Origin of the sequence: Vibrio sp. J383 (assembly GCF_023503985.1) — a bacterium.
Lineage (GTDB): Bacteria > Pseudomonadota > Gammaproteobacteria > Enterobacterales > Vibrionaceae > Vibrio > Vibrio splendidus.
In genome coordinates this window covers 3,402,187-3,417,139 of the sequence record NZ_CP097293.1, presented here as the reverse complement: position 1 = coordinate 3,417,139, position 14,953 = coordinate 3,402,187, and the positions used below count along the sequence as shown (strand labels likewise).

The 14,953-nt window shown below is 44.3% G+C and carries 14 protein-coding genes; 5 read left to right on the top strand and 9 right to left on the bottom strand.

Annotation, left to right across the window (positions count from 1 at the left end; genetic code table 11):
- Positions 1-20: 20 nt before the first annotated feature.
- The 8 genes from ruvX to metK all read right to left on the bottom strand — a co-directional run bounded on the left by ruvX (position 21) and on the right by metK (position 6,763).
- Positions 21-443, bottom strand: coding sequence for a Holliday junction resolvase RuvX (gene ruvX, locus M4S28_RS15255; RefSeq protein ID WP_004735480.1), 423 nt, complete (start codon positions 441-443; stop codon positions 21-23).
- A 60-nt stretch (positions 444-503) separates the two neighbouring features.
- Complete coding sequence (locus tag M4S28_RS15250; RefSeq protein WP_016791041.1) at positions 504-1,067, bottom strand: YqgE/AlgH family protein; 564 nt, start codon at positions 1,065-1,067, stop codon at positions 504-506.
- Between the two features lie 116 nt (positions 1,068-1,183).
- Positions 1,184-2,134 carry a glutathione synthase gene (gene gshB / locus M4S28_RS15245; protein WP_004735482.1) on the bottom strand — a complete coding sequence of 317 codons (951 nt, stop codon included), beginning with the start codon at positions 2,132-2,134 and terminating at the stop codon, positions 1,184-1,186.
- Positions 2,135-2,143: 9 nt separating this feature from the next.
- A complete protein-coding gene (gene rsmE, locus M4S28_RS15240) occupies positions 2,144-2,875 on the bottom strand; it encodes a 16S rRNA (uracil(1498)-N(3))-methyltransferase (protein ID WP_017077778.1) in 732 nt (243 codons plus the stop codon).
- A 159-nt stretch (positions 2,876-3,034) separates the two neighbouring features.
- A complete protein-coding gene (locus tag M4S28_RS15235; protein WP_249632055.1) occupies positions 3,035-3,766 on the bottom strand; it encodes an endonuclease in 732 nt (243 codons plus the stop codon).
- A 97-nt stretch (positions 3,767-3,863) separates the two neighbouring features.
- Positions 3,864-4,364, bottom strand: coding sequence for a SprT family zinc-dependent metalloprotease (locus M4S28_RS15230; protein WP_249632054.1), 501 nt, complete (start codon positions 4,362-4,364; stop codon positions 3,864-3,866).
- 79 nt (positions 4,365-4,443) lie between these two features.
- A complete protein-coding gene (locus M4S28_RS15225) occupies positions 4,444-5,241 on the bottom strand; it encodes a DUF2189 domain-containing protein (RefSeq protein ID WP_249632053.1) in 798 nt (265 codons plus the stop codon).
- Between the two features lie 367 nt (positions 5,242-5,608).
- On the bottom strand, positions 5,609-6,763 hold the full coding sequence (metK, locus tag M4S28_RS15220) for a methionine adenosyltransferase (protein ID WP_102464276.1): 1,155 nt from the start codon (positions 6,761-6,763) through the stop codon (positions 5,609-5,611).
- Positions 6,764-7,140: 377 nt separating this feature from the next.
- On the opposite strand from metK, the gene tkt reads away from it, so the two are divergent.
- From tkt to mscS, 5 genes are all read left to right on the top strand, one after another.
- A complete protein-coding gene (gene tkt / locus M4S28_RS15215) occupies positions 7,141-9,135 on the top strand; it encodes a transketolase (RefSeq protein WP_249632052.1) in 1,995 nt (664 codons plus the stop codon).
- A gap of 214 nt (positions 9,136-9,349) precedes the next feature.
- Positions 9,350-10,399, top strand: coding sequence for an erythrose-4-phosphate dehydrogenase (gene epd / locus M4S28_RS15210; protein ID WP_032545991.1), 1,050 nt, complete (start codon positions 9,350-9,352; stop codon positions 10,397-10,399).
- Between the two features lie 166 nt (positions 10,400-10,565).
- The gene (locus tag M4S28_RS15205) at positions 10,566-11,729 is read left to right on the top strand and encodes a phosphoglycerate kinase (protein ID WP_249632051.1); all 1,164 of its coding nucleotides are present in this window, start codon (positions 10,566-10,568) and stop codon (positions 11,727-11,729) included.
- Positions 11,730-11,884: 155 nt separating this feature from the next.
- Positions 11,885-12,961 carry a class II fructose-bisphosphate aldolase gene (fbaA, locus tag M4S28_RS15200; RefSeq protein ID WP_004735492.1) on the top strand — a complete coding sequence of 359 codons (1,077 nt, stop codon included), beginning with the start codon at positions 11,885-11,887 and terminating at the stop codon, positions 12,959-12,961.
- A 375-nt stretch (positions 12,962-13,336) separates the two neighbouring features.
- Positions 13,337-14,203: a small-conductance mechanosensitive channel MscS gene (gene mscS, locus M4S28_RS15195; RefSeq protein WP_029222261.1), complete on the top strand. Its 867-nt coding sequence runs from the start codon at positions 13,337-13,339 to the stop codon at positions 14,201-14,203.
- Positions 14,204-14,314: 111 nt separating this feature from the next.
- Here the strand turns inward: mscS and M4S28_RS15190 are convergent, their stop codons facing one another.
- Positions 14,315-14,944: a LysE/ArgO family amino acid transporter gene (locus M4S28_RS15190; protein ID WP_249632050.1), complete on the bottom strand. Its 630-nt coding sequence runs from the start codon at positions 14,942-14,944 to the stop codon at positions 14,315-14,317.
- Positions 14,945-14,953: the final 9 nt, after the last annotated feature.

The following is a 14,953-nucleotide window of genomic DNA, read 5'->3' as shown; positions in this document are numbered from 1 at the left end:
CTTTGAGCACTTAATTTTAGTTAAGAATATTGTGCTTCAAACCAACTCTCTAAAATGACGACTGCAGACTGGTTATCGACATTGCCTTTGCTTAGTGCTTTGTAGCCACCCATTTCAAAAAGGTCGGCCCTTGCTTCTGTGGTCGAGAGTCTTTCATCATGTAGCTCAACATCGACACCAAAGCGCCCCTTTAGGCGATTGGCAAACTTCTTCGCCCTTGGTGTAATGGCTGCTAGATCTTTGCCATGAAGATCGGTTGGCAATCCAACCACAATCAGATTCGGCTGCCACTCTTTGATTTGTTTTTCTATGTCATCCCAGTTGGGGATACCATCTTTGGCTTTAAAGGCTTTTAAAGGGCTTGCTGTACCTGTGATTTCTTGTCCTATCGCACTGCCGATACTTTTCGTACCGTAGTCAAATGCCATAATTGTTCGTGACATGGGGCTTCCAAATTAATCTGTGTTTGAGAGTGTCTGTTTATTTTATTGATCTGAGTCGGGCTAGGCGTGGCCAGCGTCTGCTGAAAGCTGAGCCGCATTGATGCCTAACATCTGCACTGCGACTTTCCAGCGGTCTGAAATTGGCGTATCGAAGATGACCTTTGGATCGGCTTCAACAGTTAACCATGAGTTCTCGGTCAGTTCGGTTTCCAGTTGTCCCGGTTCCCATCCTGCATACCCAAGTGCGACTAGATAATTCATCGGTTCATCTTCTGTACCTAATACCATCAGAATATCTTTTGAGGTTGTCACCGAGATTTGATCCGTCATGTTGATGCTGGATTGATAACTGCCTTTCGGTTTGTGCAAAATAAACCCACGGTCTTCTGCAACTGGCCCACCATTAAGTACTGGCTTATCAAGGCTTGCTTGGTTGGGTTTCGGCTGTTCAGAATCAACCTCAACTTGCTTAAGCATGCTGCCGACAGTGACATCAATAGGAGCATTGATCATCAAACCCATCGCACCTTCGTCATTGTGCTCACAAAGATAGATCACCGAATTTTGAAAGTATGGATCTTTCATTCCGGGCATAGCGACCAGAAAGTGGTTCGTTAAATTCATAGAGCCTCCTGCCAGTGTGTTCCCAGTAAAGGAAAAAGAGCGGCGTAAAGCCGCTCGTTGTTCTTTGCCTAGATATTTTTGTGTTTTCGAATAGCTAAGGCTTTCTTTAGTTTAGGCTATTTAGCGTTAACGCGACGCTCGATTGCATCCATTAATTTTCCCGTTACCGAAATATCAAAAGCAGCTTCAATTTCACGGATACAAGTAGGGCTTGTCACGTTGATTTCAGTCAGCTTGTCGCCGATAACATCAAGTCCGACAAAGATTAAGCCTTTCTCTTTAAGTGCAGGAGCAACTGCTCTTGCTATAGCCCAATCGGTTTCACTTAGCGGACGAGCTTCACCTGTACCACCAGCAGCAAGGTTACCTCGAGTTTCTCCTTTAGCAGGAATACGCGCTAGGCAGTAAGGCATTGGTTCACCATCAACCACAAGAATACGCTTATCACCATTGCTGATGTCTGGAACAAAGGTTTGTGCCATTGCGTAGTTTTGGCCATGGTTAGTCAAGGTCTCAATGATCACCGATACGTTTGGATCGCCTTCTTTCACTCGGAAGATAGACGCGCCGCCCATGCCATCAAGTGGTTTTAGGATCACGTCGCCGTGTTCTTCTCGAAACGCTTTAATTTTTTCAGCTTTACGAGTCACGATGGTGGTTGGTGTCAGTTCAGGGAACCAAGCCGTGAACAACTTCTCGTTACAGTCACGTAGACTTTGTGGCTTGTTGACGATCAGTGCACCGTTCTCTTCAGCACGCTCAAGAATGTAAGTCGCGTAGATGTACTCAGTATCAAACGGAGGATCTTTACGCATCAGTACCGCATCTAAATCGGATAGCGCGATAGTCTGTTCTGATTTGAACTCGTACCAACCGTTTGGATCTTCTTTTAGTTCAACAACCTTAGTGTCAGCAATGGCTACGCCTTGATCTAAATGTAGATCATCCATTTCCATGTAATGGATTTCGTAACCACGACGCTGAGCTTCAAGCATCATGGCAAAGCTAGAGTCTTTTTTGATGTTAATGGATGAAATTGGATCCATTACGATGCCAAGTTTGATCATTTTTTTCTCCTAGCCTAGATCGCCAAAACGGACTTGTAAGGCAGTAATTGCGGTTAGAGCTGCTGTCTCGGTACGAAGTACACGTGGGCCGAGTAGCGTCTCTTCAAATTTGTATTGTTCTGTCATGCCGATTTCTTCAGCTGACAATCCACCTTCAGGACCGATCAATAGGCGCACCTTACTGATGGGTTCTGGAAGGGTGTTAATTGAGTATTTTGCACGAGGATGCAGGTTTAGCTTTAACGCTTCACTCGGTTCGCTGCACCACTCTTCAAGTTGCATGATTGGGCGAATAACTGGAACCGTATTACGGCCAGACTGTTCACATGCTGCGATAGCAATCTTTTGCCACTGCGCGAGCTTTTTCTCGAAGCGTTTAGTATCAAGCTTAACGCCACAGCGCTCTGAAATCAGTGGGGTAATGGTATTCACACCAAGCTCAACCGATTTCTGAATCGTGAATTCCATTTTGTCGCCACGTGAAATCACTTGGCCTAAATGTAAGTCTAACGGAGATTCGCTGCTACGCTCGATACGTTCAGTAACATTAACTGTGACGTTCTTTTTTGATACTTCAGCAATTGTCGCAGGGAATTCAGCGCCACTGCCATCAAATAGAAGAACATCTTGACCTTCTTTCATACGAAGGACTCGACCAACATGACCCGCGGCATCTTCGCCTAAAGCGAGTGAACCTAACTGATGAATGCGTTCTGGGTGATGGATACGAGGGATTCTCATGCTGGTAAACCTATAAATAGTGTCATTTGGGTATTTTGTCTCTGCCTAACATGGATGCTTTTAGTTGAAAAAACAAGGGTAGAGCAAGAGTTTCAAGGGCAATTCTGAAACTCTTGTTTGAGATGGAGGCAATTGGAGATGTTGGTTGCCTGCGTCGTGTTATTTACAAGCAGGGAAAACAAATGGGTTGTGATTACCTTGGATCGCATAGATTCGCTCATCACGAGTACATTCCCACTTATCGACAGGGAATTGCTTGTTCCACGCCATCATCAGGTTAGTCTGCTGCTTAGATAGCTTGAAACCATACTCTTGGCTCATGTAAAGATAAGTACGCGCGATAGAACCTTTTGCTCTGTCTGGCGGCATCACCTTACGCTGTTTAAAGTTGACCTGCATTTCACACTGACCGTAGCTCACGCCATCCATTCCATTCCACTGACTGAAATTGTAATTGGAGCGATCACCGTTAACCTCGCCAATTGCCGGAGTCAGGTTGTGAAGATCGGCTTCCATTGATTTGAATATTTTGTCATTGCGAGTGCAGTTCTTACGTCCGCCATCTTGCCAGCACTGACGCTGGTGGCCAAATTGCCAAGCTGGAACCACGTGTTCCCACTCAATACGGGAAGCGCGTTTTTGCTGTTTTCTCACTTGATAACCGCAGCCATCGAGGTCGGGGATACCTTTCTTTTTGTCTTTCCAAGTAATGTCACAACCACAATAAAATGAAGTCGGGTGATCGAGATAAATCTTCACGGCTTCTTTTTTTGCTTTGGAGAAGGAACTTGGTGGAGCGGCGAAAACGCTTTGGGTTACCAGTAGGCCAAATACAATTGATAGGTAAAAGGACACCGATAGGCCAAATGCTTTTGGAGAGGTTTTTTGCATAGAAAAAGACTGATGAAAGTATGATAAACAACAGTCTAGCACTCAAATGTTAGTTCTCTCTATTACATTTATTCTCGTTACCTTGTGAGCTTAAGACTTAGCTCAATTGAAGACCGGTAAAAGCTAAGGTTTGCTGGCATTGTTGGCAACGATAAGTTGATTGGTTGCGGATGACTTTGTTGTGTCGTCTTATCGACAGGGGGTAAGTGGTGCAATCACAGCGGTACTCAAAGGTTTTTCCTTGCACTGAGGTGATCTCCAAGCTGTGGGTGGTTCTGGCCGGTACATTGAATACCTTTTCCATGACGTATTTCCACTCATTACCGTGAGGTCTCACTCGTCCGAAGACCTGATGTGTGATCAGATGTGCGAGTTCATGAGGCACGACTTCGTTAATAAAGGCGTCTTCATTTTCGCTGAATAGCACTTGGTTGAGTTTTATCTCGTTTAACTGGAGGTAGGCTTTTCCTGCTGCCTTTCCTCTTAACTTATAAGTGACGGTTGGACATGGAAATTCACGAGAAAAATGTTCATTAGCAGTAGCTAGGCATTCGCCCAGTTTTTTATTTACTCGATGTTGTTGCGGGGTGTAAGACAAGCGTTGTTAACTCCAAAAAAAAGCCTCAGCGTTTAAGCTAAGGCCTCATCATAACATTGCTCATCGATCGTGAAACGATTTAAACGTGATGTTTCTTTTTGATGATTTCGTGGTAAGCATGCCATGTTCCGTAACCAAGTAATGGCATCGTGACAATCATACCCACACCGTAGGTCGCGAAGCCGACTAAGATACCAGTACCAATGATACCCGCCCAAACGATCATCGCAGGGATGTTCGATTTAACGGCGTTGAAGCTAGTAAAGATAGCGCTCATCACATCAACACGTCTTTCCATCATCAATGGAATCGAAAATGCTGAGATGCTGAATATGAGACTCGCGATAACTAATCCAATCACCGAACCAGTAATAAGGAATGGCGCAAACTCGCTTAATGGTGCGCCTTGTACGGAAGGGTAGAGTGCATGCAACAGCGCAGCAATCCTCATCCAAAATATCATTGCAACCATCAACACAATCGCAAAAGCCCATTGGTGGGTGGAGTTACGTGTGATGGCTTTCATTGAGTGGAGTAGACTGGCGTTGTGTCCTTTTTCTCTTTCCCAGGCAGCATCATACAAGCCCAGAGCAAGGAAAGGTCCTATCAGCATGTACACAATCAAGCTTGGCATCACGACCAAGTGTGTTCCCTGCCATTGGACAAGTTGAACAATAGCGATTGCCGCTCCCATGAAGCACAAACCGTAAAATGCGCTGATTAATGGCATTCTCACTAAATCATGCAGAGCAAGCGACAACCAATGGAATGGGGCGGATATGCTTACTTGGTTACAAGGAATGGTGCGAGCGTAATCCTGATCGCTGACCTTGTGTTTCTTATCGTTCAGTTCGGATGGGTGTACAGTACGAGGCATATATCCCCCTAGTTAAATAACGTCCTAGTTATAGTTCCATAAAGCTCAGTATTACGATCATATGAGGATTATGGTGTTGAGCTAAAATGCTCTTTTTCGTCCCAGTTATTGTTCTAGCGTGCATTTAACGAGAGCTATCAGACTGAATTACTTTGAGTTAAATGTGAGCTTGATCGCCTAGGAGTTACCTTAACTATTGTCAGTAGTGTTCGAAAACACAAATTATCGGCGGGTTTTTATACTAAGTGGTTAACGGTAAAGGTGTCTTTTGAAAGGCAGATAGATTGGGTCGGAAGAGGTAAGTACATAAAAATAAAGCCCTTACTATGAAGTAAGGGCTTTAAAGAAGTGATTTGCTTTGGCTAAATTATTTTAGGCCAGCAAAGTCTGCAAGCATTGCTGCTTTGTCAGTCGCTTCCCAAGGGAACTCTTCACGACCAAAGTGACCGTATGCTGCAGTCTGCTTGTAGATAGGTTGAAGAAGGTTCAGCATCTCTTGAAGACCGTATGGACGTAGGTCGAAGTTTTGACGAACGGCTTCAATGATGATTTCGTGAGCTACTTTCTCAGTACCAAACGTTTCAACCATGATAGATGTTGGATCTGCAACACCGATAGCGTAAGACAGTTGAATCTCACAACGGTCAGCCATGCCAGCAGCAACGATGTTTTTCGCAACGTAACGCGCTGCGTAAGCTGCAGAACGGTCAACTTTTGATGGATCTTTACCAGAGAATGCACCGCCACCGTGACGAGCTGCGCCGCCGTACGTATCAACGATGATCTTACGACCTGTTAGACCACAGTCACCCATTGGGCCACCGATTACGAAACGGCCGGTTGGGTTGATAAAGAAGTTAGTGTCTTTGTTGATCCACTCAGCAGGAAGTACTGGCTTGATGATCTCTTCCATTACCGCTTCACGTAGGTCAGGTGTTGTTACTGAATCACAGTGTTGAGTTGAAAGAACAACAGCATCGATACCAACGATCTTACCTTGGTCGTATTGGAACGTAACTTGAGATTTCGCATCTGGGCGAAGGAAGTCAAGTTTGCCGCTCTTACGTACTTCAGCTTGCTTCTTAACAAGAAGGTGAGAGTAAGTAATTGGAGCTGGCATTAGGATTGGTGTTTCGTTAGTCGCGTAACCAAACATGATACCTTGGTCGCCTGCGCCTTGATCTTTAGGATCAGCTTTATCAACACCTTGGTTGATGTCTGGAGACTGCTTACCAATTGTGTTTAGTACTGCACAAGAGTCAGCGTCAAAGCCCATATCAGAATGAACGTAACCAATTTCACGAACTGTTTCACGAGTGATTTCTTCGATATCAACCCATGCAGACGTTGTTACTTCACCGCCAACCATAACCATGCCGGTTTTTACGTAAGTCTCACAAGCAACACGTGCTTTTGGATCTTGTTCCAAGATGGCATCAAGAACAGCATCAGAGATTTGGTCTGCAATTTTATCTGGATGGCCTTCTGAAACAGATTCAGAAGTGAATAGGTGCTTAGCCATGAGAGCTCCACTTTTAGTTTAGTTTTTAGTTGCAAATAGTTAAATGCAAATAATTTCAGGCGTCGCAAGCTAGGAAGCGCCGCCATTAAATACAGTATATTTTGTAGGTGTTTCTACATCTAGACGGCTATTCTAAATTCCAGCGGTCGAATTACAAGCTCTTTTTTATGATATGTCATAACTAAACGTTTGCGTACCGGCCGAGATAACGCATTGCTAAGTGATGTAAATGTTCGAAAATTGCGAAAAATGACCGTTAAAATGCCAGTAAAACGTTTGCAGTCGCTAAAGTCGTTTGAGAGAATACCCGCGCTAATAAAAATGAAAACTTTAGCATCAATCTCTTTTTTAAATCGCTTATGTACTCAGGAGCAGACATGCCTTCTCGTAAAGATCTAGCCAATGCAATTCGTGCACTTAGCATGGATGGCGTTCAACAAGCAAATTCAGGCCACCCTGGCGCACCTATGGGTATGGCTGACATCGCTGAAGTTCTTTGGCGTGGTCACTTGAACCACAACCCAGCAAACCCAGAGTGGGCTGACCGAGACCGTTTTATTCTGTCTAACGGCCATGGTTCAATGTTGATTTACTCTCTGCTTCATCTTGCAGGTTACGAGCTTTCAATTGAAGACCTGAAAAACTTCCGTCAACTGCACTCTAAGACTCCAGGTCACCCAGAGTACGGTTACGCTCCTGGTATCGAAACAACGACGGGTCCTCTAGGTCAAGGCATCACTAACGCTGTTGGTATGGCGATGGCTGAGAAAGCATTGGCTGCACAGTTCAACAAAGAAGGCCACGACATCGTCGATCACTACACTTATGCATTCATGGGTGATGGTTGTCTGATGGAAGGTATCTCTCACGAAGCATGTTCTCTAGCGGGTACGTTAGGTCTTGGTAAGTTGGTTGCTTTCTGGGATGACAACGGTATTTCTATAGATGGTGAAGTTGAAGGTTGGTTCTCTGACGATACACCTAAGCGTTTTGAAGCTTACGGCTGGCACGTAATCCCAGCCGTTGATGGTCACGATGCTGACGCTATCAACGCGGCTATTGAAGCGGCTAAAGCGGATCCTCGTCCAACGCTTATCTGTACTAAAACTATCATCGGTTTTGGTTCTCCAAACAAAGCGGGTACGCACGACTGTCACGGTGCTCCACTAGGCGCTGATGAAATCACAGCAACTAAAGCTGCATTGGGTTGGGAACACGGTCCTTTCGAAATTCCAGCTGATATCGCAGCTGAGTGGAATGCGAAAGAAGCAGGCGCAGCGAAAGAAGCAGCGTGGAATGCTAAGTTTGACGCATACGCAGCCGCTCACCCTGAGCTAGCAGCAGAATTTAAGCGTCGTACTAACGGCGAGCTTCCAGCTGAATGGGAAGAGAAAGCAAACGCAATCATTGCTGATCTTCAAGCTAACCCAGCAAACATCGCATCACGTAAAGCATCTCAAAATGCTCTAGAAGCGTTCGGTGCTATGCTACCTGAATTCATGGGTGGCTCTGCTGACCTTGCACCTTCTAACCTAACTATGTGGTCTGGTTCTAAGTCGCTTGAAGCGAACGATTTCTCAGGTAACTACATCCACTACGGTGTACGTGAATTCGGTATGACGGCTATCATGAACGGTATCGCTCTGCACGGTGGTTTCGTACCATACGGCGCAACGTTCCTAATGTTCATGGAATACGCGCGTAACGCAATGCGTATGGCTGCTCTGATGAAAATTCAGAACATCCAAGTTTACACGCACGATTCTATCGGCCTAGGCGAAGATGGTCCTACTCACCAACCGGTTGAGCAAATCGCATCTCTACGTCTGACTCCAAACATGAGCACATGGCGCCCATGTGACCAAGTTGAGTCTGCTGTTGCTTGGAAACTGGCAATCGAACGCAAAGATGGTCCTTCTGCGCTTATCTTCTCTCGTCAAAACCTTGCACAACAAGATCGTGACGCAGAGCAAGTGGCAAACATCGCTAAGGGTGGTTACATCCTGAAAGGTTGCGAAGGCAAACCAGAGCTTATCCTTATCGCGACGGGTTCTGAAGTTGAGCTAGCGGTTAGCGCTGCTGCTGAATTAACAGCTGAAGGCAAGAAAGTACGCGTAGTATCTATGCCTGCAACTGACGCATTCGATAAGCAAGACGCGCAGTACCGTGAGTCTGTACTTCCATCTGACGTAACAGTACGTATTGCTGTAGAAGCTGGCATCGCTGACTTCTGGTACAAGTACGTTGGCTTCGGTGGCAAGATCATCGGTATGACAACGTTCGGCGAATCTGCACCAGCAGGCGAGCTATTCAAGATGTTCGGTTTCACTACTGAAAACGTAGTAAACACAGCGAAAGAACTTCTTGCTTAATCATTAACTGATGGCCTTGTGCTAACAGTGAAGTGAAAGAAAAACCGAGCGCTGAGCTCGGTTTTTTTGTATCTAGGATTTGTTTTCTCCTAGACTCATCTTTATACGCAGCAGATCAATCTGTCCTAAGTAGGCTGAGTTATTCAAGTAATGCCTTTTAGGTAGGATTCAGTTATCATCTGTTGCACGAAATTTTGGTTAGATGTACGGAACTATGCTAAAAGTCGCGATAAACGGATTTGGACGAATAGGGCGCAATGTATTGCGCGCTGTCTATGAAAGTGGCAAAAGCCAACAAATCAAAGTAGTAGCGGTCAATGAGCTTGCTCAGCCTGACGCTATGGCTCACCTATTGCAGTACGACACCAGTCACGGCCGCTTCGGCAAGAAAATCTCTAACGATCAAGAGCACATCTATGTTCATCATGGCATTGGTGCTGAAGATAAAGGAGAGTTTGATACCATTCGTATCTTACACCTGGCTGATATTGAACTGCTGCCTTGGCGTGACCTTGAAGTCGATATTGTTCTCGATTGTACCGGTGTTTACGGTTGCCGAGATGACGGCTTAGCACACATCGCTGCTGGAGCGAAAAAGGTGCTGTTCTCGCATCCTGGTGCTAATGACCTTGATAACACCATTATCTATGGTGTGAATCACGAGACTATCGAAGCCGATCATCGAATCGTTTCCAATGGTTCATGTACCACCAACTGTATTGTCCCTATCATTAAGGTGCTTGATGATGCCTTTGGTATTGAGTCTGGTACTATCACGACCATTCACTCTTCAATGAATGATCAGCAAGTTATTGATGCATACCATAGCGATTTGCGTCGTACTCGAGCTGCAAGCCAATCTATCATTCCTGTCGATACCAAACTGCATAAAGGTATTGAAAGAATCTTCCCGAAATTTTCTAACAAATTTGAAGCTATATCTGTGCGTGTGCCGACGGTAAACGTCACTGCGATGGATTTAAGTGTCACAATTAATGCAAATGTGAAAGTTAATGACGTAAATCAAACCATTGTTAATGCATCCCAGTGTACATTACACAATATAGTTGACTATACTGAAGCGCCGCTCGTTTCCATCGACTTTAATCACGATCCCCATAGCGCAATTGTTGATGGTTCACAAACTCGAGTGAGCAACGGCCACTTAGTAAAAATGCTTGTGTGGTGTGACAATGAATGGGGCTTTGCGAACCGGATGCTGGATACGGTTCTTGCAATGCAAGCTTCTGAAGGCAAGAAGTAAGACCTAGAAGCAAATGTGTGGATTATTTATTTTTTAGCTTGAAATAAATACTAAGTGTCCACATATTATGAGTAGTTAAAGAATTACCAGTTGAATAATTTATAGGCTTAGCAGGGTTGCTGAGTTTCCAAAACTTTATTTTTATTTAAATTTGAGAGGACAAATCATGTCTGTGATCAAGATGACTGACCTGGAACTTGCAGGTAAACGCGTATTCATCCGTGCTGACCTAAACGTACCAGTAAAAGACGGTAAAGTAACTTCAGATGCACGTATCCTTGCATCTCTACCAACTATCAAACTTTGCCTAGAAGCTGGCGCAAAAGTTATGGTTACTTCTCACCTTGGTCGTCCTACTGAAGGCGAATACAACGAAGAGTTCTCTCTAGCTCCTGTAGTTAACTACCTAAACGACGCACTAGACTGCGACGTTAAACTAGAGAAAGATTACGTAAATGGCCTAGAGCTAAACGCTGGTGAACTAACTGTTCTTGAAAACGTTCGCTTTAACAAAGGCGAGAAGAAGAACGAAGAAGCACTTTCTAAGCAGTACGCTGCACTATGTGACATCTTCGTGATGGACGCATTCGGTACAGCTCACCGTGCTCAAGCTTCTACACACGGCGTTGGTACTTACGCTCCTGTAGCATGTGCTGGTCCTCTTCTAGCTGCTGAGCTTGAAGCTCTTGGTAAAGCAATGGACAACCCAGCTCGCCCACTAGTGGCTATCGTTGGTGGTTCTAAAGTTTCTACTAAACTAACCGTTCTAGAATCTCTTTCTAAAATCGCTGACCAACTTGTTGTTGGCGGTGGTATCGCGAACACGTTCATCGCAGCTGAAGGCCACAACGTAGGTAAGTCTTTATACGAAGCTGACCTAGTTGAAACGGCTAAGAAGCTAATGAAAGAGTGTGCTATCCCTGTAGCGACTGACGTTGCATGTGCTAAAGCATTCGACGAAAACGCAGAAGCTGAAATCAAGCACGTTTCTGAAGTTCAAGACGACGACATGATCTTCGACCTTGGCCCAGATTCAACTGCAGCTCTAGCTGAAATCATCGGCAACGCAAAAACGATTCTTTGGAACGGCCCTGTAGGCGTATTCGAATTCAAAAACTTCGAAGCGGGTACGGCTGGTATTTCTAAAGCAATCGCTGACTCTGAAGGTTTCTCAGTAGCAGGCGGTGGTGACACGCTAGCGGCTATCGACAAGTTCGGTATCAAAGCAGATGTTTCTTACATCTCTACTGGCGGTGGCGCTTTCCTTGAGTTTGTTGAAGGTAAAGTACTTCCTGCAGTAGCAATGCTTGAAGAGCGTGCTAAAGCGTAATTGATTTAGAAAGGCGAGATGTGAATCTCGCCTTTTAACGTTTGCTGCATATCACACTTTTTTGCTAGAATGGCATAAGTTGTGAGCAAACGATTGCAAATTTTTAAACTTAAGTTTTTTAATCTTAAAACGATAGAATAAATAGGACTATTTCCATGTCTAAGATCTTCGATTTTGTAAAACCTGGTGTGATTTCTGGCGATGACGTACAGAAAGTATTTGAAGTAGCAAAAGCAAACAAATTTGCTCTTCCTGCAGTAAACGTAATCAACACTGATACTATCAACGCTGTTCTTGAAGCTGCTGCTAAAGCAAAAGCTCCAGTTGTTGTTCAGTTCTCTAACGGCGGTGCTGGTTTCTTCGCTGGTAAAGGCGTTAAACTTGAAGGTCAAGGCGCACAAATTCTTGGCGCTGTAGCTGGTGCAAAATACGTTCACGCAGTAGCAGAATCTTACGGTGTTCCAGTTATTCTTCATACTGACCACGCTGCTAAGAAACTTCTTCCATGGATCGACGGTCTACTAGACGCTGGTGAAGAGTTCTTCGCACAAACTGGTAAGCCACTATTCTCTTCTCACATGCTAGACCTTTCTGAAGAGTCTCTAGAAGAGAACATCGAAACATGTGCAGCTTACCTAGCTCGCATGGCTAAACTAAACATGACAATCGAGATCGAACTTGGTTGTACTGGTGGTGAAGAAGACGGCGTTGATAACTCTGATATGGACGCATCTGAGCTTTACACTTCTCCTGAAGATGTTGCATACGCATACGAGAAACTAAACGCAGTTAGCCCACGTTTCACTATCGCAGCTTCTTTCGGTAACGTACACGGTGTTTACCAAGCTGGTAACGTTGTACTTACTCCAACTATCCTGCGTGACTCTCAAGCATACTGTGCTGAGAAGTTTGGCATTGCAGCTGACGCTCTTAACTTCGTATTCCACGGTGGTTCTGGTTCTTCTGAAGCAGAAATCCAAGAGTCTATCGGTTACGGCGTTATCAAAATGAACATCGATACTGATACTCAGTGGGCTTCATGGGATGGCGTTCGTACTTACGAAGCTGAGAACCGTGATTTCCTACAAGGTCAAATCGGTAACCCAACTGGCGAAGCTGCTCCAAACAAGAAGTTCTACGATCCACGCGTATGGCTACGTGCTGGTCAGTCTTCAATGGTTACTCGTCTTGAGAAAGCATTCGCTGACCTTAACGCTGTAGACGTACTGTAATTCTTTGAATTAAGTACTCTTTAAGTTTTAGAAGCCCGCTCATTGAGCGGGTTTTTTTATGTCTGATAAAAACTTGTATTAAATATGTGAAAAACCTAGCGTGCGGTGAATAAATTTCGTAGTCTTTTAGTTATCGGTATTTGTGTTTATTGGTAAGTTTTATTAATTCAAAAGCTTACATAAATATGACTTTGCAATCTGTCAAAGATAGGATATCGTGCCGAAAAATTGGACTTGGTTCAGTTTATAAAAAGGACTTAGCTTTAATTTACTTTTAACACAATGACTTAACAGGCTTTGAACTGTTTCTTATTGTTAAGTGATTTTGGCTTAAGACAGTTTAGCTCATAGCATATTATATAGAGGATGCACATTATGGCTGATAGTTCGACAGCGCTTGAGACTCCAATTGTGGATGGTTTGTCTCACGCAGAGCAGTGGTTAACAAATAACTCAGATCTGTTTATTCAATACGGTGTAAACATTATCTCAGCACTGATAATTCTATTTATTGGTAATCTTATTGTTAAAGCAGTAGCGAATAGCGTGTCTAAGGTTCTTCAGAAGAAGAAAATGGACCGAGCAGTTGTGGAATTCGTCCATGGTTTAGTTCGTTACTTGTTGTTTGTTATTGTTTTAATTGCTGCACTTGGTCGTTTAGGCGTTCAAACTGCATCTGTAGTCGCTGTTATTGGTGCGGCTGGTTTGGCTGTTGGTCTTGCACTACAAGGCTCACTATCTAACTTTGCTGCGGGTGTACTTATCGTTGCATTCCGTCCATTCAAGTCTGGTGACTACGTGGAAATTGGTGGTGTAGCAGGTTCAGTTGATTCAATTCAGATCTTCCAAACCGTTCTAACAACACCAGATAACAAAATGGTTGTAGTACCTAACGGTAGTGTTATCGGTAGCCCAATTACTAACTACTCTCGTCATGATACGCGCCGTATTGATCTAATGATTGGTGTTTCTTACAACGCCGATCTTCAAAAGACAAAAGCGCTACTGACTAAGATCTGTGAATCTGATGAGCGTGTACTGAAAGAGCCTGGCGTTCAAGTTGGTGTTCACACACTAGCGGATTCTTCAGTTAACTTTGTCGTTCGTCCATGGGTTAGCACTGCAGAATACTGGAATGTTTACTTCGACCTGATGCAAGCAATCAAAGAAGGCTTGGATAATGAAGGTATCGAAATCCCATTCCCGCAAATGGATGTACACATGAATAAAGTAGAAGCTTAATTCCTAGTTAGTTTTTCTAGCTATAAGCTTTTATAAGGAAAGGCGGATAACTTAGGTTATCCGCCTTTTTTTTGATGAGTTAAGTTTGTGGGGGACGCAATATGAACGGATTTAGCCGTACTGCTCAATGAGTCCATTGGCGAGTACAAGTGCAATAGCGAACATCATGGTTGCTACCGCGATATCGATGCCTTTCTTTACTTTGGGTTTCGATAACGTTGGGCCTAGCTTTGCAGCGCCTAATGACAAAGAGTAAAACCACACGAATGAAGCTAAGATAGTCCCCATAGCAAAAGCTATTCTATCGTTGCCTTCAAACTGCCCACCTATGGATCCAAGAATCACTACAGTGTCTAAATAAAGATGCGGGTTTAATATAGTTACTGCCAATGCACCTAAAACAACGGTGCGCTTACCGCGAGCCAGTATCTCACCCTTTGATTCATCACTAGTACGTGTTCTGAACGCACTGCGCAATGACAATAAACCATAAACGGTTAGGAATGCGATACCACCCAGTGTCACTGAGGTGAGCAGTAATTCATTTTGCGACAGGATCGCTCCGCCACCAAAGATACCTAATGAAATGAACAAGGTATCGAGTAGGCTACAAATCGTCGCTGTGGTTAGGTGGTGATTGCGTTTAATCCCTTGATTTAAGACGTACGCGTTCTGAGCGCCAATAGGGATGATCATGCTCGCCCCTAGACCAAAACCTTGTAATAAAACCCAAAAATTCATTTTAACCTC

Excerpts from the sequence above, each read along its gene's own strand:
- tkt (WP_249632052.1), top strand. The coding sequence starts at position 7,141 with ATGCCTTCTCGTAAAGATCTAGCCAATGCAATTCGTGCACTTAGCATG.
- M4S28_RS15250 (WP_016791041.1), bottom strand. The coding sequence starts at position 1,067 with ATGAATTTAACGAACCACTTTCTGGTCGCTATGCCCGGAATGAAAGAT.
- mscS (WP_029222261.1), top strand. The coding sequence starts at position 13,337 with ATGGCTGATAGTTCGACAGCGCTTGAGACTCCAATTGTGGATGGTTTG.
- M4S28_RS15205 (WP_249632051.1), top strand. The coding sequence starts at position 10,566 with ATGTCTGTGATCAAGATGACTGACCTGGAACTTGCAGGTAAACGCGTA.
- fbaA (WP_004735492.1), top strand. The coding sequence starts at position 11,885 with ATGTCTAAGATCTTCGATTTTGTAAAACCTGGTGTGATTTCTGGCGAT.
- M4S28_RS15190 (WP_249632050.1), bottom strand. The coding sequence starts at position 14,944 with ATGAATTTTTGGGTTTTATTACAAGGTTTTGGTCTAGGGGCGAGCATG.
- M4S28_RS15225 (WP_249632053.1), bottom strand. The coding sequence starts at position 5,241 with ATGCCTCGTACTGTACACCCATCCGAACTGAACGATAAGAAACACAAG.
- rsmE (WP_017077778.1), bottom strand. The coding sequence starts at position 2,875 with ATGAGAATCCCTCGTATCCATCACCCAGAACGCATTCATCAGTTAGGT.
- ruvX (WP_004735480.1), bottom strand. The coding sequence starts at position 443 with ATGTCACGAACAATTATGGCATTTGACTACGGTACGAAAAGTATCGGC.
- gshB (WP_004735482.1), bottom strand. The coding sequence starts at position 2,134 with ATGATCAAACTTGGCATCGTAATGGATCCAATTTCATCCATTAACATC.
- M4S28_RS15235 (WP_249632055.1), bottom strand. The coding sequence starts at position 3,766 with ATGCAAAAAACCTCTCCAAAAGCATTTGGCCTATCGGTGTCCTTTTAC.
- epd (WP_032545991.1), top strand. The coding sequence starts at position 9,350 with ATGCTAAAAGTCGCGATAAACGGATTTGGACGAATAGGGCGCAATGTA.
- metK (WP_102464276.1), bottom strand. The coding sequence starts at position 6,763 with ATGGCTAAGCACCTATTCACTTCTGAATCTGTTTCAGAAGGCCATCCA.